The organism is Lysobacter sp. P5_B12 (assembly GCF_056400425.1).
In genome coordinates, this window is record NZ_JBFULG010000006.1 from 67297 (window position 1) to 89906 (window position 22610).

Annotated in this window: 20 protein-coding genes; 12 read left to right on the top strand and 8 right to left on the bottom strand. The window is 65.8% G+C overall.

All coding sequences use genetic code 11. The features are described 5' to 3' along the window. Positions 1–62 precede the first annotated feature (62 nt). From AC1DOM_RS10960 to AC1DOM_RS10990, 7 genes are all read left to right on the top strand, one after another. Positions 63–332 (top strand): hypothetical protein, encoded by a 270-nt coding sequence (locus tag AC1DOM_RS10960; RefSeq protein WP_498963173.1) that lies wholly within the window; start codon positions 63–65, stop codon positions 330–332. Beyond that, on the top strand, positions 329–1222 hold the full coding sequence (locus tag AC1DOM_RS10965; RefSeq protein WP_498963175.1) for an SDR family NAD(P)-dependent oxidoreductase: 894 nt from the start codon (positions 329–331) through the stop codon (positions 1220–1222). Before AC1DOM_RS10960 ends, AC1DOM_RS10965 begins: the two co-directional genes overlap by 4 nt. Further along, a complete protein-coding gene (locus tag AC1DOM_RS10970) occupies positions 1200–2393 on the top strand; it encodes an efflux RND transporter periplasmic adaptor subunit (protein WP_498963177.1) in 1194 nt (397 codons plus the stop codon). Before AC1DOM_RS10965 ends, AC1DOM_RS10970 begins: the two co-directional genes overlap by 23 nt. Before the next feature lie 121 nt (positions 2394–2514). After that, on the top strand, positions 2515–5676 hold the full coding sequence (locus AC1DOM_RS10975) for an efflux RND transporter permease subunit (RefSeq protein WP_498963179.1): 3162 nt from the start codon (positions 2515–2517) through the stop codon (positions 5674–5676). 31 nt (positions 5677–5707) lie between these two features. Then, on the top strand, positions 5708–6460 hold the full coding sequence (locus AC1DOM_RS10980; protein ID WP_498963180.1) for an SDR family oxidoreductase: 753 nt from the start codon (positions 5708–5710) through the stop codon (positions 6458–6460). Next, positions 6454–7893 carry an efflux transporter outer membrane subunit gene (locus tag AC1DOM_RS10985; RefSeq protein WP_498963182.1) on the top strand — a complete coding sequence of 480 codons (1440 nt, stop codon included), beginning with the start codon at positions 6454–6456 and terminating at the stop codon, positions 7891–7893. Before AC1DOM_RS10980 ends, AC1DOM_RS10985 begins: the two co-directional genes overlap by 7 nt. Before the next feature lie 299 nt (positions 7894–8192). Continuing rightward, positions 8193–8786 carry a DUF938 domain-containing protein gene (locus AC1DOM_RS10990; RefSeq protein WP_498963184.1) on the top strand — a complete coding sequence of 198 codons (594 nt, stop codon included), beginning with the start codon at positions 8193–8195 and terminating at the stop codon, positions 8784–8786. Between the two features lie 245 nt (positions 8787–9031). On the opposite strand, the gene AC1DOM_RS10995 is transcribed toward AC1DOM_RS10990, so the two are convergent. Next, positions 9032–9358, bottom strand: a complete 327-nt coding sequence (locus AC1DOM_RS10995) for a hypothetical protein (RefSeq protein WP_498963186.1) — start codon at positions 9356–9358, stop codon at positions 9032–9034. Positions 9359–9970: 612 nt separating this feature from the next. Here AC1DOM_RS10995 and AC1DOM_RS11000 point away from each other — a divergent pair. Next, the gene (locus AC1DOM_RS11000) at positions 9971–11950 is read left to right on the top strand and encodes a hypothetical protein (protein WP_498963188.1); all 1980 of its coding nucleotides are present in this window, start codon (positions 9971–9973) and stop codon (positions 11948–11950) included. A 779-nt stretch (positions 11951–12729) separates the two neighbouring features. On the opposite strand, the gene AC1DOM_RS11005 is transcribed toward AC1DOM_RS11000, so the two are convergent. Together AC1DOM_RS11005 and AC1DOM_RS11010 are read right to left on the bottom strand one after the other, a co-directional pair. Further along, complete coding sequence (locus AC1DOM_RS11005; RefSeq protein ID WP_498963190.1) at positions 12730–13671, bottom strand: FG-GAP repeat domain-containing protein; 942 nt, start codon at positions 13669–13671, stop codon at positions 12730–12732. A gap of 187 nt (positions 13672–13858) precedes the next feature. Further along, positions 13859–14350, bottom strand: coding sequence for a DUF488 domain-containing protein (locus AC1DOM_RS11010; RefSeq protein WP_498963192.1), 492 nt, complete (start codon positions 14348–14350; stop codon positions 13859–13861). A gap of 120 nt (positions 14351–14470) precedes the next feature. On the opposite strand from AC1DOM_RS11010, the gene AC1DOM_RS11015 reads away from it, so the two are divergent. After that, complete coding sequence (locus tag AC1DOM_RS11015) at positions 14471–16156, top strand: ABC1 kinase family protein (protein ID WP_498963194.1); 1686 nt, start codon at positions 14471–14473, stop codon at positions 16154–16156. Positions 16157–16198: 42 nt separating this feature from the next. Continuing rightward, positions 16199–17008 carry a ferredoxin--NADP reductase gene (locus tag AC1DOM_RS11020; RefSeq protein WP_498963197.1) on the top strand — a complete coding sequence of 270 codons (810 nt, stop codon included), beginning with the start codon at positions 16199–16201 and terminating at the stop codon, positions 17006–17008. A 6-nt stretch (positions 17009–17014) separates the two neighbouring features. On the opposite strand, the gene AC1DOM_RS11025 is transcribed toward AC1DOM_RS11020, so the two are convergent. Both AC1DOM_RS11025 and AC1DOM_RS11030 read right to left on the bottom strand, forming a co-directional pair. Further along, a complete protein-coding gene (locus tag AC1DOM_RS11025) occupies positions 17015–17422 on the bottom strand; it encodes a hypothetical protein (protein ID WP_498963199.1) in 408 nt (135 codons plus the stop codon). Next, positions 17419–18057 carry a putative toxin gene (locus AC1DOM_RS11030; RefSeq protein WP_498963201.1) on the bottom strand — a complete coding sequence of 213 codons (639 nt, stop codon included), beginning with the start codon at positions 18055–18057 and terminating at the stop codon, positions 17419–17421. The genes AC1DOM_RS11025 and AC1DOM_RS11030 overlap by 4 nt, the downstream gene beginning before the upstream one ends. Before the next feature lie 152 nt (positions 18058–18209). Here AC1DOM_RS11030 and AC1DOM_RS11035 point away from each other — a divergent pair, with 152 nt between their 5' ends. Further along, positions 18210–19358 (top strand): GGDEF domain-containing protein, encoded by a 1149-nt coding sequence (locus AC1DOM_RS11035; RefSeq protein ID WP_498963203.1) that lies wholly within the window; start codon positions 18210–18212, stop codon positions 19356–19358. Here the strand turns inward: AC1DOM_RS11035 and AC1DOM_RS11040 are convergent. Further along, positions 19355–20215 carry a LytTR family DNA-binding domain-containing protein gene (locus AC1DOM_RS11040; protein ID WP_498963205.1) on the bottom strand — a complete coding sequence of 287 codons (861 nt, stop codon included), beginning with the start codon at positions 20213–20215 and terminating at the stop codon, positions 19355–19357. The genes AC1DOM_RS11035 and AC1DOM_RS11040 overlap by 4 nt on opposite strands. Before the next feature lie 174 nt (positions 20216–20389). On the opposite strand from AC1DOM_RS11040, the gene AC1DOM_RS11045 reads away from it, so the two are divergent. Beyond that, positions 20390–21577 (top strand): acyltransferase family protein, encoded by a 1188-nt coding sequence (locus AC1DOM_RS11045; RefSeq protein ID WP_498963207.1) that lies wholly within the window; start codon positions 20390–20392, stop codon positions 21575–21577. Here AC1DOM_RS11045 and AC1DOM_RS11050 read toward each other — a convergent pair. Then, positions 21517–21999, bottom strand: a complete 483-nt coding sequence (locus tag AC1DOM_RS11050; protein ID WP_498963209.1) for a glutathione peroxidase — start codon at positions 21997–21999, stop codon at positions 21517–21519. The genes AC1DOM_RS11045 and AC1DOM_RS11050 overlap by 61 nt on opposite strands. Before the next feature lie 43 nt (positions 22000–22042). Further along, entirely contained in the window at positions 22043–22474 is a 432-nt protein-coding gene (locus AC1DOM_RS11055; protein ID WP_498963211.1) for a CBS domain-containing protein, read from the bottom strand. Between the last annotated feature and the right edge of the window lie 136 nt (positions 22475–22610).

The following is a 22610-nucleotide window of genomic DNA, read 5'->3' on the forward strand; positions in this document are numbered from 1 at the left end:
GCTAATCAAGTGCCGATCCGGGGCGTACCTTTCACGCCATTCCCGCCGAACCCCCTACGGCCATGTCGACCCAGCAACGCACCCGTCTCGCTCTCCTGCCGCTCCTGCCGATCGGACTGATCGCGCTGGTGGCCTTGGGAATCCTTGCGATCGGTGAAGCGACGGCACATGGCGCCGGTCCGGCCTGGCTGATGGTCGTGGTGGTCGCCTTCCTCGTCGGCATGCCGCTGCTCGTCCTTGGCCTCGCCGTGGCCGGCGCGATGCAGCGCCACGACCTGATCCGCGCTTTCGTCCCACATTCGGGAGAAACTATCCCGGGAGCGGGGCAATGAAGTCCACGTCCCGTCACAATCCGGTCGGCCCCTCGGCCGCCCTCCTGGTCCTCGGCGCGACCGGCGCCATCGGGCGCGGCGTGGTCCGCGCTGCGCTCGACGCCGGTCGGCCCGTCATCGCCGTCTCCCCCGACACCGACGGGTTGCGCGCATTGCAAGGACTGCATGCGCACGCCGACCTTTCCATCGTTCCCGCCATGCTCGGCAGCGAACGCGATGCCGCGGCCCTCGAACGCACGCTGCGCAAGCTCGACCGTCCGCTCCACGGCGTCGTCGTGGCCCTGTGCAGCGATCGCGAACGCGGCCGCCTGCTCGATGCCTCGGCCGGTGAACTGCGCGAATCGATCGACCAGAACGTCGTCGCGCATCTGTCGCTCGCGCGGCATCTGTTGCCGCTGCTCGCACAGGGCGGCCGCGCCGGTGGGTGGGTGATCGTCGACGGCCCCGGCGGCGAAAACCCCTGGGCCGGTTACGGGCATCGTTCGGTCGGCGCCGCCGCGTTGCGCATGCTCGCGCGCGTGATGCATGAAGAAGCCCGCCCGCGCGGCGTCCGCGTGCAGTTGCTTTCGCTCGATTGGCCGGTGAAGACCGAAGCGAACGCGAAGCACGCCTGCGACCAATGGCCCGATGCCGTGGGCGTCGGCCATCGCGCACTCGCCTTGCTCGATCGCAACGACGGCACGGCCATCGACCCGATCGTCCATTGCAAGGGTCCCTGCAAATCGCAAACGCAAACATCGGATGGCGACGACGCTGCACTCGCCGCACGCTGCCATGCCGATGCGCGCCGCCTGCTCGGCGCGCTCTCTCCATCGAACAACAACAACAACGATCTCCCCTCTCCCCTCCCCTCCAAGGAAGACGCTCATGACCCGCCAACCCGCCGATAACCGATTGCCGATCGTCAACCGCGTGGTGCTCGGAACGCTGGCGCTCGCCGCGCTGTTGCCGATCGCGATGTCCGCTTGCACGAGCGAAGCCGCGCCCGCGGCCCCGCCGCCGCCGGAAGTCAGCGTCGCCACCGTGGTGAGCAAGGACGTCGCGGAGTGGGACGAATTCACCGGCCGCGTGCAGGCGGTGGAAACCGTCGACCTGCGTCCGCGCGTGAGCGGCTACGTGCAGGACGTCGCGTACCACGAAGGGCAGGACGTCAAGAAAGGCGACCTGTTGTTCGTGATCGACCCGCGTCCCTACCAGGCCGCGCTCGACCAGGCGCTGGCCAACCTGGAGAAGGCACGCGCCGAACAATCGCTCGCGCAGATGCAGGACAAGCGCGCGCAGACCCTGATCGACGCCAAGGCGATCTCGCGCGAAGAGTTCGAGATCCGCAAGGCCGCCTCCTCGCAGGGCAACGCCGGCGTCCGCGCCGCCGAAGCCGCCGTGGCCGCCGCGCGCCTGGACCTGCAGTTCACGCAAGTGCGTTCGCCGATCGACGGCCGCGCCGGCCGCGCGCTGGTGACCGTCGGCAACCTGGCGCAGACCGATTCGACGCTGCTGACCACGCTGGTCTCGCAAGACCCGATGTACATCTACTTCGAAAGCGACGAGCAGGCGTTCCTGCGTTACGCGGCGCTCGCGCGCAAGGGCGAACGCGACGGCGTGCGCAACCCGGTCCGCATCGGTCTGGCCGATGAAGACGGCTATCCGCACGACGGCACGGTGGACTTCATCGACAACCAGGTCGATGCGAAGACCGGCACGATCCGTGCGCGCGCCGTGGTCGCCAATCCCGACCGCGTGTTCACGCCCGGCCTGTTCGCCCGCGTGCAGTTGAAGGGCACGGGCAAGTTCAAGGCGATGCTCGTCGACGACAAGGCCGTGCTCACCGACCAGGACCGCAAGTACGTCTACGTGCTCGGTCCGCACAACACCGCCGCGCGCAAGGACATCGTGCCCGGCCCGATGATCGATGGCCTGCGCGTGGTGCGTTCGGGCCTGGCGCCGACCGACCAGGTCATCGTGCATGGCGTGCAGAAGGTCTTCATGCCGGGCATGCCGGTGTCGCCGAAGGCGATTGCGATGGGTGCGCAGCCGGCTGGTGAGAAGGTTGCGATGAAGTAGTCGCGGGTTCTCCGAAGCAACCCCCTCCCAACCTCCCCCTGCCTTCGCAGGGGGAGGAGAACTCCCGGCCTCCCCCTTCGCAGGGGGAGGAGCGGAGCCCTTTTTGCCTGAGGAACCCCTCATGGACTTTTCAAAATTCTTCATCGACCGGCCGATCTTCGCCGCGGTGCTGTCGATCGTGATCTTCGCAGCGGGCCTGATCGCCATCCCGCTGCTGCCCATCAGCGAATACCCCGAAGTGGTGCCGCCGTCGGTGATCGTGCGCACCGTGTATCCGGGCGCGAACCCGAAGGTGATCTCCGAAACCGTGGCCACGCCGCTGGAGGAAGCGATCAACGGCGTGGAGGACATGATGTATTTCAAGTCCGTCGCCGGTTCCGACGGCGTGCTGCAGATGACCATCACCTTCAAGCCGGGCACCGATGCCGACGATGCGGCGGTGAAGGTGCAGAACCGCGTGGCGCAAGCGCTCGCGCGCCTGCCGGAAGATGTGCGGCGCCAGGGCGTGACGACGCAGAAGCAGTCGCCGACCTTCCTGATGGTCGTGCACCTGGTCTCCACCGACGGCAAGTACGACACGCTGTACCTGCGCAACTACATGCGCCTGCACGTCAAGGATGAACTCTCGAAGATCCCGGGCGTGGGCGAAGCGCACCAGTTCGGCGGCGGCGATTACGCGATGCGCCTGTGGCTGGACCCGGACAAGATCGCCGCGCGCGGCATGACCGCCGGCGACGTGCTGCGCGCCGTGCGCGAGCAGAACATCCAGGTGTCCGCGGGCCAGCTCGGCGCCGAGCCGATGCCCAACGGCAGCGACTTCCTCACGCCGATCAATGCGCAGGGGCGCCTGCGTTCGGTCGAAGAGTTCAAGGACGTGGTGCTGAAGTCGGGCGCGGACGGTGAAGTCGTGCGCCTGGGCGATGTCGCGCGCGTCGAACTCGCCGCCGGCGACTACACGCTGCGCGCGCGCCTGGACGGCCAGAACGCGGCCGCCATCGGCGTGTTCCAGGCGCCGGGCGCGAATGCGCTGGCGATCCGCGACCAGGTGGTCGCGAAGATGGACCAACTGCAGTCGCGTTTCCCGCCGGGCGTGGAATACCGCACCGTCTACGACACCACGATCTTCGTGCGCGATTCGATCAAGGCCGTCGTCAGCACGCTGCTGGAAGCCACCCTGCTCGTGGTGTTGGTGGTGATCCTGTTCCTGCAGACCTGGCGCGCGTCGATCATTCCCCTGATCGCGGTGCCGGTGTCGGTGGTGGGTACCTTCGCTGCGCTGCACCTGCTCGGGTTCTCGATCAACACGCTCACCCTGTTTGGATTGGTCCTCGCGATCGGCATCGTGGTCGATGACGCCATCGTCGTCGTGGAAAACGTCGAACGCCACATCGAAGAAGGCGCAACGCCCTTGCAGGCCGCGCACCTGGCGATGAAGGAAGTCTCCGGCCCGATCATTGCGATCGCGTTGGTGTTGTGCGCGGTGTTCGTGCCGATGGCCTTCCTGTCGGGCGTGACCGGCCAGTTCTACAAGCAGTTCGCCGTCACCATCGCCATCTCCACGGTAATCTCGGCGGTCAATTCGCTGACGCTTTCGCCCGCGCTCGCCGCCAAGCTGCTGCGCCCGCACGGCGCGAAGCAGGACCTGCTCTCGCGCTTGATCGAGCGTGGCTTCGGCTGGATCTTCCGTCCGTTCAACCGCTTCTTCAACAAGAACTCCTCGCGCTACCAGACCGGCGTGGGCCGCATGCTCGGCCATCGTGGCCGCGTGTTCGGCGTCTATGCCGTGCTGCTCATCGCCGCGGGCTTCGTGTTCCAGTGGGTGCCGGCGGGCTTCATTCCGACGCAGGACAAGCTGTACCTGATCGCCGGCGTGAAGATGCCGGAAGGTTCGTCGATCGAACGCACGGATGCGGCGCTGAAGAAGATCGCAGCAGCGGCGAAGACCATCGACGGCGTCGGTCACGAAGTCGCCTTCCCGGGCCTGAACCCGTTGCAGTTCACCAACACGCCGAACAGCGGCGTCGTGTTCTTCCCGCTCAAGCCGTTCAACGAACGTCATCTGTCGGCGAAGGAAATCAACGACCAGCTCAACGCGAAGATCGCCGGCATCCAGGAAGGCTTCGCCTTCTCGCTGATGCCGCCGCCGATCCTCGGCCTGGGCAACGGCCAGGGCTATTCGCTGTTCGTCGAAGACCGCAGCAACCTCGGCTACGGCGCGCTGCAGAGCGCGGTGCAGGCTGTCCAGGGCACCGCCGCGCAGACGCCGGGCATGGGCTATCCGATCACCAGCTACCAGGCCAACGTGCCGCAGCTGGATGCGGAAGTCGACCGCGTGAAGGCCAAGGCGCAGGGCGTGCCGCTGACGGAGTTGTTCGACACGCTGCAGACCTACCTGGGTTCGGCCTACGTCAACGACTTCAACATGTTCGGCCGCACCTGGCAGGTCGTCGCGCAAGCCGACGGTCAATTCCGCGACAACGTGGAAGACATCGCCAAGCTGCGCACGCGCAACGTCGACGGCCAGATGGTGCCGATCGGTTCGATGGTCACGATCAAGCAGTCCTACGGCCCCGACCCGGTGCTGCGCTTCAACGGTTATCCGGCGGCCGACCTGCTCGGCGGCTACGACCCGAAGCAGATGTCCTCGGGCGAAGCGATGGAGAAGGTCACGGAGATCGCCGGCCAGGTGTTGCCGAACGGCATGGGCTTCGACTGGAGCGACCTGAGCTACCAGCAGGCCACGCAGGGCAAGGCCGCGCTGGTGGTGTTCCCGCTGGCCGTGCTGCTCGCCTTCCTCGTGCTGGCCGCGTTGTATGAAAGCTGGACGCTGCCGCTGGCCGTGATCCTGATCGTGCCGATGACGCTGCTCTCCGCGCTGGTCGGCGTGAAGCTCACCGGCGGCGACAACAACGTGTTCGTGCAGGTGGGCCTGGTCGTGCTGATGGGCCTGGCGTGCAAGAACGCGATCCTGATCGTCGAGTTCGCCCGCGAGCTGGAACTCCAGGGCAAGGGCATCGTCGAAGCGGCGCTGGAAGCCTGCCGCCTGCGACTGCGCCCGATCGTCATGACCTCGATCGCGTTCATCGCCGGCACGGTGCCGCTGGTGCTTTCGCACGGCGCGGGCGCGGAAGTGCGCTCGGTCACCGGCATCACGGTGTTCTCCGGGATGCTCGGCGTCACGCTGTTCGGCCTGTTCCTCACCCCGGTCTTCTACGTCGCGCTGCGCAAGCTCGTGACGCGCAAGGCCGATCCCGCCGCCGCACTCGCGACGACGCAAGCCTGATTTTCGATTCCTCCCCTACGGAGATATGCACATGACCGCCATTGCCCCCACCACCCGCAACAGCGACAAGGTCGCGCTCGTCACCGGCGCCACGCGTGGCATCGGCCTGGAAACCGTCCGGCAGCTCGCCAACGCCGGCATCCACGTGTTGCTCGGCGGCCGCGATCGCGAAAAGGCCGTCGCCGCGGCGTTGACGCTGCAGGCCGAAGGCCTGCAGGTCGAAGCGATCGCGATCGACGTCGCCAACGACGACAGCATCGCGCAGGCCGCGCAGGAAGTGACGCGCCGCCACGGACGCCTCGACATCCTGGTGAACAACGCCGGCGTGCTGCGCGACGATTGGCAGCGCAAGCCCTCGGAACAGTCGCTGGCCACGTGGCGCGAGACCTTCGATACGAACGTGTTCGGCGTGGTCGCCACCACGCAGGCCTTCCTGCCGTTGCTGAAGCAGGCGCCGGCCGCGCGCATCGTCAATGTCTCCAGCCTCCTGGGCTCGGTCGGTGCGAACAACGACCCCGCCTCGCCGATCTACGACATCAAGATTCCCGCCTACAACGTGTCCAAGAGCGCGGTGAATGCGTGGACCGTGCAACTCGCGCACGAGTTGAAGGACACGGGGATCAAGGTCAACGCGGTGCATCCGGGTTCGGTGAAGACCGACATGAATTCGGCGGGCGATCTCGACGTCGCCGACGGGGCGCGCACCAGCGTGCGGATGGCCCTGCTCGACGCCGATGGCCCGACCGGCGGGTTCGTGCATTTCGAGGAGACGCTCCCATGGTGAGACTCCGTCTCGCGATGACCGTGCTGGCGACGGCGGTCCTCGCGGCCTGTGCGGTCGGCCCCGATTACGTGCGGCCGACCGCGGTGGAACCGGCGACGTTCGCGCGCGCGGAGTCGACTGCCGTCGCCGCGCCCGCCGACGACGCTTTCTGGGAACGCTTCGACGATGCGCAACTCACCGCGCTCGTCGAGGAAGCCCTCTCCGCCAACCACGACCTGCGCATCGCGTTGTCGCGTTACGACCAGGCCAATGCCTTGTTGCGCAACGCGAAGTTCGACCAGATCCCGACCATCACCGCGCAGGCCAACGCCAGCCGTTCGCGGCTCAGCGCGGACCAGGCGCCGGGCGTGTCGCGCGAAGGCCGCGACGACGTGGATTCCTACGATGTCGGCGTCGTCGCTGGCTGGGAACTCGACCTGTGGGGCCGCGTGCGCCGCAATGTCGAAGCCAGTCGCGCGGGGGCGGAAGCCGGTGCGAATGATCTGGCGGCGATGCAGGTCGCGATCGTGGGCGACGTGGCGCGCAGTTATTTCGAACTGCGCGGTCTGCAGGAACGCCTGCGCGTCGCGCGCGAGAACGCGGAGAACCAGCAAGGCACGCTGCGCATCGTGCAGGCGCGCATGGATGCCGGCCGCGGGACCGAGTTCGATACGTCGCGTGCGCGTTCGCAATTGGAAAGCACGCTTGCCATCGTTCCGCAACTTGAAGCACAGGTCGCGTTCGCCGAGCATCGCATCGCGGTGCTCACCGGGCGGGTGCCTGAGGCGTTGATCGCGCAACTCGATCAGCCGGCGCCGCTACCCGCTTTGCCGGAGCAGATCGATGCGGGGACGCCGGGTGACATCGTGCGTCGTCGTCCCGATGTGGCCGCTGCGGAAGAGCGGCTGCATGCGTCGACGGCGCGTATCGGTGTGGCGACTGCGGATCTGTTTCCGCGCTTCACGCTTGGCGGGTTGATCGGCAGTCAGTCGATCGATGCGGGGAATCTGTTCGAACGCGACAGTGAAACGCGGGTCGTCGCGCTCGGGATCGATTGGTCGTTCCTCGATGTCGGTCGTGTGCGTTCGCGCATCGCGGCGGCGGATGCGAATGCCGAGGGCGAGTTGGCGCGGTATCGGCAGACGGTGTTGCTGGCGTTGGAGGACACGGAGAATGCGTTGATTCGCCAGAATCGGGCGCGCGTCGAAGACGGGCATCGTGAGCAGGCGGCGCTCGATAGTGCGAATGCGGCGCGGTTGGCTCGGGTGCGTTATGAGGCGGGTGCGGTCGATTTGTTCGAGGTGCTCGATGCCGAGCGGGTGCAGTTGCAGGCGCAGGATGCGTTCGCCGATGCGCGCACGCGGAGTGCAGTGAGTGTGGTGGCGTTGTATCGGGCGCTGGCCGGTGGGTGGCCTGGGCGGATGCCGATGCGGGAGAAGATTGCTCGGGAGTGACGAGTGCGTGCCCCTCTCCCCGCCGGTTGGGGAGAGGGTCCGGCGGAGCTGCTTCGGTCAAGCCCGCTCGAAACCGATTGGCGCGCCGCCCGAACGTGTGAAGTTCCAAATTTTTTTGGGAAAAAAATTTGAAACTCCCCACGCTGGGGCATCACCTTTCGGGTCGCTTCGATCAGTGGGCTTTCGCTCGAGCGGTCGTTGGGGGCTGCAAAGCAAGCTTTGCAGGTCGCCGATCGTTTTCGCGAAAGCGAAAAGCGGCCGCGCGAGCGGGCGCCGACTGGATGCGGCATGCTGTCGACATGGATGCCAAGCCTTTCGCGCCCGCCTGCGAGCGAAATCGTGATCCGATCCTCGCGGTGCTGCGGACGCAGTTCGCCGATCGCCGCAGCGTGCTCGAAGTGGGCAGTGGGACCGGGCAGCACGCCGTGTATTTCGCCGCCGCGCTGCCATGGTTGACCTGGCAGTGCGCGGATCTGGCGTCTCAATTGCCAGGGATCCAGATGTGGCTGGATGAAGCCGGGCTGCCCAACACGCCGCCGCCGCTCGCGCTCGATGTGTGCGGGTCGTGGCCGACGGGCCCATACGACGCGGTGTTCAGCGCGAACATCCTGCACATCGTCGGCTGGCCCGGGGTCGAGGGGTTTTTCGCGGGGGTCGGGCGGGTGCTCGGCGCTGGCGGGGTGCTCGTCGTGTACGGGCCGTTCAACGCGGGCGGCACGTACACCAGCGAGAGCAACCGCGAGTTCGATGGATGGCTGAAAGCGCGCGATCCTCGCTCCGGGATCCGCGATGTCGAGGCGGTGCAAGCTCTCGCCGCGCAGGCCGGGCTGCATGCCGTCGAGGACGTGGCGATGCCGGCGAACAATCGCTGCCTTGTGTGGCGACGGGGTTGACGGCCTCGGAGGTGAAGCCCGCTCGGAACCGATCGGCGCGCCGTCCGAAACGGAGTTGGCCATGGCCTGGAGACATCGGCTCAACCTTTTAGGTGTAGTGGCTGCGGACAAGAAGATCGATCAACTCTCGCAAGCACAACTCACCCACTGCACCGTCGATGGGCTGCCCGAGTGGGCCAAGGTCGATAAAGCGTAGTGAATACAGGTCGATGCAGAGATCTGCTTTGGGCAATCAGACAACGCGCCTAGCTACGACGATGTCTACGGTTTCCAATTCGATCCACAGCCAGACCAAAGCAGTAAAAGAAGACAAAGGTCCATGCGAACTGGGCCGCAATAGCAATGGCCCATTTGATCGGCGTAGGATCAGAGAAAATCGATAGAGCTTTCGCCACAAAATACAAGGGCCAGAGCACAGCAAGCCCCAGCAAGAAAAAGTACCCACCCAACAATCCGTGAGGGTTGGCAATTACGAATACGGCAACACAAAAAGGGGCGCCGATTAGTATCGTCCTCTTGAGCGCCGAAGTAGCCTGAATTTTGCTGGCTGGCACCATCCCTAGTTTGAGCATGCACACTCCTCACCACGTAATGTCTTAGCGATGAGCGAGACGGTTTCATGGAGTGCGTGCGGGGTCAAGGCATCCAGCTCCTGAGACAGGCGCGCCAGTTTGTGCGATCCGTAACAAGGGAGCGCTACGTCGACGAAGCAATTCGCGACGTTCCGGATTGGCGACATGTAGACCCCGAGGAAGGTGAGCTCGCGCCTAGGCGGAAGTCGCTGTCCGCTTCTGGCCGAAAGCGGACACTGGTGAACGTCGTTGGGCGTCGCCTTGCTGAGTGACCGCTTTCGACCCAAAGCGGACATTTCGACATTTCACGGTTCAGCCGTTCCCGAATGCGACGGCAGCCGCGAGCGCCATGCACGACACCGCAAAACACACGATCGCAGCGCGCACCATTGCGGTCGGGGTTGAGGACGTCCGCGTGGGTGGTCAGCATGCCGTGCGGGAAGCCGGGGGATGACTTCAGCGCGCCCTTCGCGAGCAGGTCGACCGCGCGCGGCACGCGCGCGCGATTGGTTGGATCGCTTAGGACTCAGGAACCCGAACGGGTGTCTGCAAATATGGCCGCTTGCCGAGTATCGGCGCGTTCGCAATCAGCAACCGCCCCGGGAAAAGGCCATGTCGCACAGGACAACGGGCTGGACAATTGCGGCGGTATTTGCGTCTTCGGCGCTAGGCGCAGCAGCGCCCGGTCAAGCGTGGGCGCAGAGCATCAGCATTCCGGGCGGCGATGTCGAGCGCTTGTATGAGGTCGTCGGCAATCCGGCGAATACGAACAAGACCATCGTGCTCTCACCGGGCACGTATGTGCTCACCCCCACAGGACCGTCGGGCGCACGGCCCCGCGGAGGCAGCCTCATGCTCCAACCAGGAATGAAGCTTGTCGGATCGAACAGTTACGCCGACAGCGATCATGATGGCGTCTGGGACGCCACGTTCGATGACGATCCGGTGATCTCGGGCAAGACCGTGATTGATGGAACGCAGGTCGCGCCGAACGAACCCGTGTCGCCAACCGGCCAGTTAGAGCTCGACTGCATGGGATTGGGTTACGTCAATGCGCCCGTTCTCTCGACCGTCGTCCTCTATCGCGATCGCACCACGATCTCGCGCGTCACCATCCTCGCAGGGCAGTCCCAGTTCGCGGCGGGTCCTGCGCATTCGGCCTACCTTCCGAGCGGCGGATACGTCGCCGAAATCAACAACTCGATGCTTGACGGTGGCTACGTCGCGTGGGGCGGCGCCGCGTTCCACGACATGGGATGTCGCATGCGCGATGCGGCATCGAGTTTCGTGTTCCGCAACAATATTTCCCGCGGCAGCTTGCTGGGCCTCGCGCTCGTCAACGGGCTCACCGATCAGAGGGACAAACTCCGGGGTCCCAGCTTGCGTGCGACGGTGACCGCAAACCACTTCATCGGCAATCTCATGGGCGTGCACTCCCGCAATTCGTTGGGGACGGACGGCGGTTCCATCGACCTGCGTTCGAGCGGAAATCTCTTCGAATACAATAACTGGGGGATCGAATCCACCGCGGGCACCAACAATGCCGCGTTCTCCGGCAGCATCGGCAATCAGCTCGCCCTCGACTCCTCGCGGGACACGTTTCGCGGTAACGAAACCGGTGTGATCGGCGTTGGCGCATGGCGTGAGAATCCGGACAGCACGCTGCCGCCGGTGGCCCGCAACGAGTTGCGCGTGACGCTGTCCTCGGACCATTTCGAAGGTGGCGACGCGATGCATGCCTGGTCCCTGTTCGCCGATGCGCGCGCGGGAACGGATGCAGGCAATCGCGCGAGTGTGTCCGTGCGCAATTCCACATATGGCGGGCCTGCTCCTGCGTTTCGTTTCATCGATCCGGTGCCGGGCGACACCAATAAGGTACAGATCGTTGGCAGCAACGCGGCGTTTCAGCTCTCCAACGGTGTTCCGCCCACCTATCAGCAGTTGCTTGTTCCGCTGAATCCGTTCGACCTGACGGGTTCTGCGAGCACGTTGCGATTTACACCGGCGTCCGCGGGCTATCAGGTCGCCGCGGGCGCTGGAGCAATGGATCCGGATGTCGGTGCACGCCTGGATTTCTCCGGTGGTCCGCCGGTGCCGTTCCCCGAAGACGACGACACGGTCGAAATCACTTTGCCATTCGGCTTCGTGTTTGAAGGGCAGGCGTATTCCTCCGTTTGGGTCAACACCGACGGCAACCTGACGTTCGGAGCGGGCGATCCCGACAGCGGTGCGCGTGACGTGGCACGTCTTGTTTCCGGGCCCCCCAGAGTTGCAGCGCTCTTGGTCGACCTGGGGCCGAACATAGCCGGCGGGGTGTACGCGCGCGTAGCGGCTGATCGGCTCGTCGTTACCTGGCTCGATGTGCCGACTTGGGAAACGGGCCTGAGTGACCAGAACACGTTCCAAATCGTGCTACATGCGGATGGCGCCGTCGAAATAGTGTACGCAGGCGTTGGTACGCCGAACAACGTGGTCGGCATCGCACCGGGCGGAAATTCCGAGGCGATCCCCGCAGCCGTGGACCTGAGTGCGGGCGCAGCATCCGCACCAACGCTTTACGAATCGTTCGTTGGTTCGATCATGGGGCCTTGACCCCGGAACGGGAAGTGGTAGTTCCAATGTCCGCTTTTGGCCGATAGCGGACATCGGCCCGCTAAACTCTGGCGAGTTACGCTCGGACACCAGCCTCCATGCCCGAAACCCTGCGAACACCTTGAAACCATTTACGCGCGGGCGCTCGCGTTAGGTTGCTTCGTCAGTGAGAAGACCGAAGGATGGTCGAAATGCCAGGTCGGTCTAAGCTTCCTGCACTCGACTTGACCCCGTGTCCGCTGCCGATAGCAGTCCACAATGACCGCTTTCGACCCAAAGCGGACATTCCTGTTGCCGTGACACACTCAGCTCAGCAGAAGAGGCGCAGGAGGAATCAGATGGCGAGCAAGTCTCTGTTGGCAATCGGTGTGGTTGGCCCATTGCTGTTGACGGGAATCGCCTGCAGCAGCAGTCAAGGCCAGGACAAGCGCCGTTCCGAAGTTGATTCCTGCATCGAGCTGGTAGCGGGATACGTAACGAAAACCCGGGGATGGGCGCGAGACAGCTACACGATCAGAGCGGAGAGCGCCGACGATGGCGGACGAGGGTTCGCAGTCTTGCATGAGTCCGACAACGTTCGAAGGCGACCTCCTGGTGGGGGCGGGAAATCGTTCCACGTTGACGTAGATGCTGCTTGCCGTCGTGTAACCCTTGAACTCGCCTATCAGTAGAAATGAATGTCCGCTTCTGGCCGATAGCGGTCACTGGGTGACCGCTTGTCACGGGATGGCGGGACCAGGCGATGGAATGACTGGGACCCGCCTTCCCAACATCGTCGGTCAGAACGGATTGAGCTCGAAGTCACCGATCGCGGCAACCACCCATCGCTGGTCCGCAACCGTCGCAAGATTCTTCGGCGCAGCGCCATTCCCCGACGGCCATTCCACGTTGCGGCCCGTGGCGCTGTCGCGCCACAGCACATCCGACTTTCCGTCGCCCTCGAAATCGCCGATGCCGGCGACCTTCCAGCTCACCGCCATCGCCGGCAACGCGATCGCGGCCTGCGAACGGCCGGCGGGCCAGATCACGTTGAGACCCGTCGACGTGTTGCGCCAGAGAATGTCGTCGCTCCCGTTGGCGTCGAAATCGCCCACGCCCGCGACCTGCCAGGTGAGCAAGGGCATGGCAGACACCACCAGCGGCGTTGCGGAATTCGCACGCTTCCAGATCGTGTTGCCGCCGGTCCGCGAGTTGCGCCACAGCACGTCGTCGTAGCCGTCGCCGTCGAAATCGCCGACACCCGCGACCTTCCATTCGGGATTCGACGTGGCGAGCGGCGAATAGCGATTGACGCCATGCCGCCAGATCACGTTCTGACCGGTGGCCGAATCGCGCCACAGCACATCGAACAAACCGGTGTTGGTATCGAAGCGACCGGTACCCGCGAGCACCCAGGTGGTCTTCTCGAGCGTGGGCAGGTTGTAGGACGCGTCGTTCTGCGCCGACCCCCAACCGACGTTTCGGCCATCCTTGACGTTGCGCCAGAGCACGCTGTTGACGGCGTTGAAGCGCGACACGCCGACGCCGACGATCTGCCAATCGAAGCTGGTCACGGCCGCGACGGCCTTGGTCTGCGTGTTGATGCCGCCTTTCCAGATGATGCTGCCGCCAGTGGTGGTGTGGCGCCACAGGATGTCGGAGGTCGGGCGCTGCTGCGCCTGGGCCCCCAACGATACGCAGCCCAGCGCCAACGCGATCCAGCACGCACGATTGATCTTCACGACGATCGTCTCCGTTCGATTCCCGAGGGGTGACTGCCGCGTGAACGCGGCAGGCTCCGGGCAATTCTGCCAATTGCCGCGACCCGGGAGATCGGCGGTCCGATGGCCGTTGCCATCGATTCAGAGAGCGTGGCGACCCTCGGAGCGGCGCGCCAATCGGTTTCGAGCGGGCTTCCCCACCGCAACCTCAAAACAACGCGCCATTCGAAGGCTCGGCATAACGCAACCGACCATCGACGATCAACGCCGCCCCCGTATACGGATGCTCCTCGCTGCGCCCAGGCGACACCAGGTGCACCACTTCCCACCCATCCGCCTTGAAGTCATCCGAAATCAACCCACGATGGCACTGCCACCACATCGCCTCCGCACACATCACCGCAGTCGGTGACGCGCTCGCCAGCCTGGCCAACGCAACACGCGCATCCCGATACCCCAACGTGTCCATGTAATCGGCATACCCGCGGAAACTCGCATTCCGCCACCGCGTATTCGGCGAATCCGGCGCCGGCGCGCGCCGCCCGCCGAGATCGACCATCGGTACGTAAGCGATCCCCGCCTCCGGCAGCGACCTGACCATCGCCTGCCCCGAAAACTGCGGATTCCGCCGAGACCCCGCGAACCGCCGCACATCGACCAACGTGCGAACGCCCGCCGCATCGAGCATCCCGACGAACACCGCCCACTCGCGAGTCGAATGCCCGAGGTCCACAAGGTGCGCATCCCCCGAATGCTAGCGGTTCGCCCGCCCCACGCACGGTGAAACGCCGTTGACGCCCCCGCGACTAGGCTGGTCCACATGAATGGACATACCCCCGTGAGCCTGGCCCGCAGCGCGCAGATCATCGCCTTCCTGCTGAAATACCGCGGCGCAGGCGTCTTCACCGGCATCGACCTCGACAGCGCGGCGGCCAGCATGGACACGCTGGAACCAGGCGCAGGCAACGCCGAACAATTCGTCGACGACCTCGAAGCCCTCGGCCCGACCTTCATCAAGATCGGCCAGGCCCTCTCGACGCGGCCGGACATGGTGCCGCCCGCCTACATCACCGCGCTGCAACGCATGCAGGACGAAGTCTCGCCCGTGCCCTTCGAAATCGTGCGCGCGGTGTTCGAGAGCGAGATCGGCGTGCGCATGAACAAGGTGTTCGCATCGGTCGACGAAACGCCGATCGGCAGCGCGTCGCTCGCGCAGGTGCATCGCGCGGTGTTGCGCGACGGGCGCGAGGTCGCGGTGAAGATCCAGCGGCCCTTCGTCGCCGAACAGGTGCGCATGGACCTGGACACCATCGCCTCCTTCGCCGACAAGGCCGACCGCATCACCGACATCGGCCGGCGCCTGCGCTTCGCCGACTGGGTGCACGAGTTCCGCAAGGCCTTGTTCGCAGAACTGGATTACCGCGTCGAAGCCGACAACCTCGAACGCTTCTCCGAGCACTTCGAGGGCTATCCGGAACTGTTCGTGCCGCAGCCCGTGCGCGACCTGTGCTCGGTGCGCGTGCTGACGATGGACCTGGTGCGCGGCGTCAAGGTGACCGCGATTTCCGGCGTGCGGCGCACCGAACAGGACATGGGCCTGCTGGGCAAGGCGCTCATGCAGGGTTACCTCGACCAGATGTTCGTGCACGGCGAGATCCACGCCGATCCGCACGCGGGCAACATGCTGGTGACCGAAGACGGGCGCCTGGGCCTGTTCGACCTGGGCATGATCGCGCACGTGCCGCCCAGGCAACGCGAGCGATTGCTCAAGCTGTTGTTCGGCGCGGTCGACGGGCGCGGCGAGGAAGTCGCGAGCGAAGCCATCGCGATGGGCACGCGGCTGGAGGACTTCGAACACGAACGCTTCCAGCGCGAGATCGGCCAACTCGTCGCGCGCTACGCGGCGCATGCCGGTTCGCAATCGATGTCCGAAGGCCGGCTGGTGATCGAACTGGTGCGCATATCGACGGCCTGCAACCTCCGCACACCGCCGGAGCTGAGCCTGCTGGGCAAGACGCTGCTGAACCTGGAACAGGTGGCCTTCGCGCTGCAACCGAACCTGGACGTGAAGCGGATCACCGAGGACCACATTCAGCACGTGATGCGCGAGCGGATGCGGCAGTCGTTCTCGCCGGCCAACATCGCCGGCGAAGTGCTGGAAGTGCAATCGCTGTTGCGCGAATCGCCGCGCAAGATCTCCGACATCCTGTCACTGATTTCGGAGAACCGGCTGATCGTGCACCTGGGCGGGCTGGATGATTCGCAACTGATGGAAAACCTGCAGAAGATCGCCAACCGCATCACCGCCGGCGTGATCACCGCCGCGCTGATCCTGGCCTCGGCGATGCTGATGCGGGTGGACACGGCGGGGGCGCGCCTGTTCGGTTACCCCGCGTTGGCGCTGGTGTTGTTCCTGCTGGGTACGGTGCTCGGGCTGCTGCTGGTGTGGAGCTCGTTCCGGCGCGACCACAAGGCACGGCCGAAGGAGGAGCGCGGAACGCGGTGAGGCACTAGAATTCGAACCCCCACGCTCCACCCTCCCCCGCAAATGTCCTCCCCCTTCGGCACCGAAACCGTGCTCGATGTCCGTCACTGGACGGACGCCTATTTCAGTTTCACCACCACGCGCGACGACGGCTTCCGGTTCGAGAACGGCCAGTTCGTCATGATCGGCTTGCCGGTGGAACAACCGGATGGATCCACCCGCCCGCTGCTGCGCGCGTACTCGGTCGCCAGCGCGAACTGGGAAGAGCAGCTCGAGTTCTTCAGCATCAAGGTGGCCGATGGCCCACTGACCTCGCGCCTGCAGCACATCCGCCCCGGCGACACGGTGCTGATCGGCCGCAAGCCCACGGGCACGCTGCTGATCCACGACCTGCACCCGGGCCGCAACCTGTATCTGCTCGGCACCGGCACCGGCTTCGCGCCGTGGCTGGCGGTGATCAAGGACCCGGCGACGTACGAACGCTTCGAACGCGTGGTCCTCTGCCATGGCGTGCGCAACGCAGCCGACCTCGCGTATCGCGACTACATCGTCAACGAATTGCCGCAGCACGAATTCCTGGGCGAACAGGTGCGCGCGCAATTGCTGTATTACCCGGCGGTGTCGCGCGAGGCCTTCGCCGTCGACGGGAAGGATCAACGCGGGCGCCTGACCGAGCTGATGGACAGCGGCCGGATGATGGAGCACCTCGGCCTTGCACCGCTGGACCCCGCGCACGACCGCGCGATGGTGTGCGGCAGCCCGCAGATGCTGGCCGACTTCCGCGCGCTGTTCGATGGCCGCGGATTCACCGCCGCCCCGCGCATCGGCGTGCCGGGCGAGTACGTGTTCGAGCGGGCCTTCGTCGAGAAGTAGCATCCCTCACCGCCGCGGGAAGCCGATCGACGTGCCTTCGAGCACGAAGGCGGTGCCATAGAGCGTCGGCGTGGCCTTGCGCGCGCGATACGGAATGAACAAGTCCATGCATCGACCGCCGACGTGCGAGAGGTGCAAGCGGATCGCGGTGTCCATGCCGTCGCGTGGCACGTGCAGGTGGATGTCGAACACGAGGGCATGCGCCACCGCGGCAGGGTCGATCTCGGCGACTTGATTCGCCAATGCGTGTTGGCACGGCGGGTCCATGCGCGTTGCAGGACCGAATCCGACGTGCACCAGGCGATCGGGCGCCACGAGGTAACCGCCGAAGGGCTGGAACTCGCCGAAGCGGTCGAGCATCGTGCGCGCGAAGGCCAGCAGTTCATCGCGCAGCAGGTCGCATTCGGGCGTCATGGTTGCGGCCCCAGGTCGTCGCGCCGGATGACGGTGCTCGCGTCTTCGACGGTCGCGGTGACATGCGTGCGTGTGCCGGTGACCACGACATGCGCGCGACCGGTGGCTTGTGCATGCTCCAGTTGCGCGCGCAGTTGCGCCGACATCGCCACGCGCTTGGCATCCTTGATTTCGCCCACCTGCGTGGCGTTCTCGAAATCGGGAATCGTGCGGCCGTGTTGCGTGATCACCGGGCGCGTGTTCTTCGTCTCGCCCAGCGCGGCAAGGATGCGGGCCTCGGCGCGGATGCCACGGATGAGGTTGGCCGGGCTGGCGGCGAAGGCGCCGGGGCCGTCCTGGAATTGCGAGACGAACAGGTTGGCCAGCAGGCGCAAGCCGCCGAACTGGCCCTCGCGATGCGCGCGCGCCATCGCCGCGGCAGAGTGGCCTTGCGGCGGTTCCGGACCATGCGCGGCCACCCATGCAATGGATTGACGTCCGTCCGGATCCACGCGCGAGGCAGGGTCACCATCGGCGTAGGCGTAACGCGATCCGGTGGCGGGCACCGGATCGACCGACACGAAGCGCGCCGATGCCGGCGACGCGACGCAGCACAACAACAGACACACCAACCAGGCGAAGACGCGCCGTTCCATGGTCGCTCCGTGCATTCGAGGAGCGTCCATCTCGCGCGTTCGCGCCGTGGTGCGACAAGGCGAAACGCCGCACGTGCCCGCAGAAGGTCGGCTACGACGCGTTCACTTGTTCTTGACCGCAAGCAATCGCCGGTGGGTTACCGTTTTCGTGGATGGCCACGACGCGGAAAGCCGCTCCCCAACCCCTTCCCGACGTGCTCCATGCGCCGCCGCTTTCGATCGCCCGCTTTTTCACGCGCCGCTCGCTGCGCGCGCTGACGCAAGCCGAGCGCGACAAGGTCATCGAAGCGCAGGTGCAATCCACGCGCCCGATCGTCAGTGGCGTGGTCGCCAGCGGCGCGACGATCCTGGCGCTCACCGGCATGTTCGAATTCGCCGGCATCACGCCGGACATCGGCTGGCCCTGGTGGGCGGTGGAACTGGTCGCGCTCACGGCCGCGGCCTGCGCGATCGCGATCTGGCATCTCAACGATTGGCGCCCGCGCCTGCTGCTCACGGTGCTGAGCGTGTTGCTGGTCGGGATCTTCCTGTCCGTGCCGATGCCCGGTGTCGGCACCCTCCTGTCCGGCCGCACGGGCCTGTTCCAGTTGATGCCGATCGCGTTGCTCGCGCTGATGGCGCGGCGCGTTTCGATCCTGGCCATTTCCGCGGCCATGCTCGCGATCGCCGCGTTGCGCGTGGGCCTGCACGGCAATCCGCCTGCCGGCGCGGCGCTGTATTGGCTGACGCTGGCCGTGTCGATCGGCTTCGGCATCATGCTCGGCGGCTATCGCACCGATTTCGCCGTCGGCGCCTACCGCATCCGCCAGAAGTTGCGCGAACAGGCCACCACCGACGAACTTACCGGCCTGCGCAATCGCGCCGGCTGGAACCGCGAAGCCGGCGATGCCTACGACGATGCGATCAAGCGCGGGCGCCGCGCGAGCGTGGTGTTCCTCGACATCGATCATTTCAAACGCGTCAACGACACCTTCGGCCACGCCACCGGCGACCGCGTCATCCAACAACTCGGCCAGATCCTGCGCGAGCGCGCGGGCGAGCGTTGCCTGTGTGCGCGCCTGGGCGGCGAGGAGTTCGTCGTGCTGCTGATCGACCAGGCGCCCGAATCGGTCGAAGGCTTCGTGCAACGCGTGCGTCGCGAATTCCAGGAAGCGGCGCACGACACGGGCGTCACCGTCAGTGCGGGCGTCGCGCACCGCATCCCGGCCGAAAGCATGGGCCAGCACATGCGCCGCGCGGACCTCGCGCTCTACGAAGCGAAGGCCGCGGGCCGCGACCGCATGCAGGTGTCCGAAGCCTAGGCGTTCGCCGGGCGCAGGGCGTCGCGATAACGGCGGCTGCACGGCACGATCGTGCCGTCGCGCAGGACGACGCGCGCATCGCCCGTCTCCAGCGGCTCGATCTGCGCGATGCAATCCAGGTTCACCATGTGGCTGCGGTGCACGCGCACGAAGCGGGCCGGGTCGAGTTGTTGTTCGATCGTCGCCATCGTGCTGCGCAACGGATATTCGTGGCCGCGCACGCGCAGGTTCACGTAGTTGCCGGAGGCCTGCAGTGCTTCGACATCGTTGGCGGCGATCAGGAATTCCTTGCCGAGCTTGCGGACGAGGAAGCGTTCCGGGCGTTCGGCGAGCACGGGCGCCGGCGCGTCGTCGGGCTGCGACAACACGCTCGCCTCGCCCTGCCAGCGGCGCAGGAACCAGCGCCACGCCTCCATCGTCACCACCAGGGACGCGTAGCTACGCACGTCCTTCAGATATTCGTAGCCCCATTCGCGCAGGACCGGGCCGAAGTCGTAGTGCTCGCCCTGCCCGGCGTAGACCAGCTTGCGGATGGCGACCATCCCCGCGACGTGGGCGATCGACCAGGCCACGCTCCCGAGAAGGTGCAGCGGCAGCGCGCGGCGCCAGGTGTCGAAGCGCACGGGATTGATGCGCGTGAACCAGGCCACGGCCGGCACGAGGGCCAGGCACACGACCGCGCTCGACCATTCCCACACCGCCGGTTCCCAGGCATGGAAGCCCAGGTGCGCCCGCTGGATGTCGAGCCAGGTCACCGCGCTGTTGGCGGCCGCGTTGAGGCAATACATCACGACCCAGAAGCCGACCTCGAAGGTGCGGCGCCAAGGGCGGAAGCGGTCCCACGCGGTGGGGCTCATCGGGATGGACGCATCGACATGCCGCGCATTGTGGCGGAGGGACGCGCGTGGGCGGAACCGGTTCGTCCCTGCCTTCCGCGATTCGTCCCCGGGATCGGCGAATCAATCACTTGGCGCTGTCTTTCGCACCACGGCGCATCGAGGGTGGGCCATCCCAACCACCGGACCATCGCCATGTCCACCACGCGACGCCACGACATCGACGCCCTGCGCGCCATCGCATTCGGCATGCTCATCCTCTACCACTGGGCGATGCTCTACGTGGGTGGCGACTGGGGCTGGCACATCAAGTCGACCTACACCACCGAAGCGATCCAGTTGCCGATGCTCGCGGTCAACCGCTGGCGCATGGACCTGATCTTCCTGATCTCGGGGCTGTCGGTGCATTTCCTCCTGCGCGACACGCGCATCGGCCGCTTCGTCGCGCTGAGGACCTGGCGCCTGTTGCTGCCGCTGGTCTTCGGCATGTGGGTCGTGGTGCCGATCCAACCCTACGTCGAAGGCGTGTCGAACGGGCTCGTGGCACCGGGCTTCCTGGACTTCCTAGTGCGCTATTACGGCCACACGACCTGGCCCGAAGGCGCGTTCGCAGGCTGGGAGCATGGCTTCACCTGGAACCACCTGTGGTACCTCGCGTACCTGTGGACCTACACGCTGGTCTTCGCGCTGCTGCTGCCCCTGCTGCGCCGCCTGCCCAATCCGCTCACGAAGTTGCGGGGGATCTGGCTGCTGATCGTTCCGGCGCTGCCGATCGCGTTGTTCACCCTGCTGCTGCAACCGCATTTCGAAGACACCGGCGACCTCGTGCACGACTGGTACCGCCACAGCGTGTACTTCACGATGTTCCTCTACGGATGGTGGCTGGGCACGAACGAGGCGGTGTGGGCCGAGCTCGCGCGCCTGCGCCGCCGTGCACTGATCAGCGCGGTCGCCTTGTTCGGCTTCTATGCCGCGTGCGTCTACGTGCTGCCCGAACAAGTGTCCGACACGCTGCAGGCGGCGATCTGGATCCTGCGCAGCCTCTACATCTGGTGGATGCTCTGCGCGATCCTCGGTTACGGCCGCACCTACCTCGACCGTCCCTTCGCGTGGCTGCCTTGGGCGAACGAAGCGGTCTACCCGTGGTACGTGCTGCACCAGAGCCTGATCGTCGGCATCGCCTTCGTGCTCGTGCCGATGCACCTTGGCCCGATCGTCGAACCGGCGCTCGTGTTGATCGGCACCGTCGCCGGTTGTGCGCTGTTGTTCGCGGTAATCCGTCGCGTGCCGGTGCTGCGCCCGCTGTTCGGGATCAAGCGCCGTCAGGCCAGGGCGGCTTCGATGTCCTTGGCCAGCGACTCGGGCGTATCGGTCGGTGCGTAACGCTTGCGCACCTTGCCGTCGCGGCCGACCAAAAACTTCGTGAAGTTCCACTTGATGGCGTCGATGCCCAGGAACCCGCCCTTCTCTTCCTTCAACCACTTGTAGAGGGGATGGGCCTGGGCACCGTTGACGTCGATCTTCGCGAACAGGGGGAAGTCGACGTCGTAGGTCAGCGAGCAGAAATTCTTGATTTCCGATTCATCGCCGGGTTCCTGGTGGCCGAACTGGTCGCACGGGAAGCCGAGCACCACCAGCCCGCGGTCGGCGTAGTCCTTCCACAGTTTTTCCAGGCCCGTGTACTGCGGCGTGAACCCGCACTTGGACGCGACGTTGACGATCAGCAGCACCTTGCCGCGCCAGTCGGCGAGCGATTTGTCCTGGCCGTCGATGTCCTGCGCGGTGAAGTCGAATGCAGTGGTCATGTTGCCATCCGGGGCGACGGGGAGAGTCGCCCCGGAATATAGCTCAGTGCTTGCCGGAGGGTTCGGAGACTTCCTTGACGACCTTGGCGGTCTGGCCATCCTTGCCGGCCAGCGCGATGTCGGCCAGCGACACGATGCCGGTGAGCTTGCCCTTGGCATCGACCACCGGCACGCGGCGGATCTGCGAGGACTCCATCAGCGCGGTCGCGTCCTTGAGGGTGCTGTCTTCGCGCACGCTCTTGACCGGGGCGCTCATCGCATCGGAGGCGGTCGCGCCCATGGTGTCGCGGCCTTCGGCCACGATGCGCACGGCGATGTCGCGGTCGGTGACCACGCCCACCAGCGCGCCCTGGGTGTCGACGACGGGGATCTGGCCGCAGTCGTTCTCGATCATCAGGCGCGCCACGTCGCGCAGGGGCGTCTCGGGGCTGGCGGACGCGGGATTGGCGGTCATCACCGTGGTGACGTTGCTCATGGGGGCGCTCCGTTGGAAAGGGGAATTCGGATTGTTGCGACGCGGCGGTCGGGCGCATGTGAACCGGCGCCGGGCCGGGCGGAAACGGCCGCATTCACCGAACATGGCTTTCGTCATGCGTAGCCTGCACCGGGCT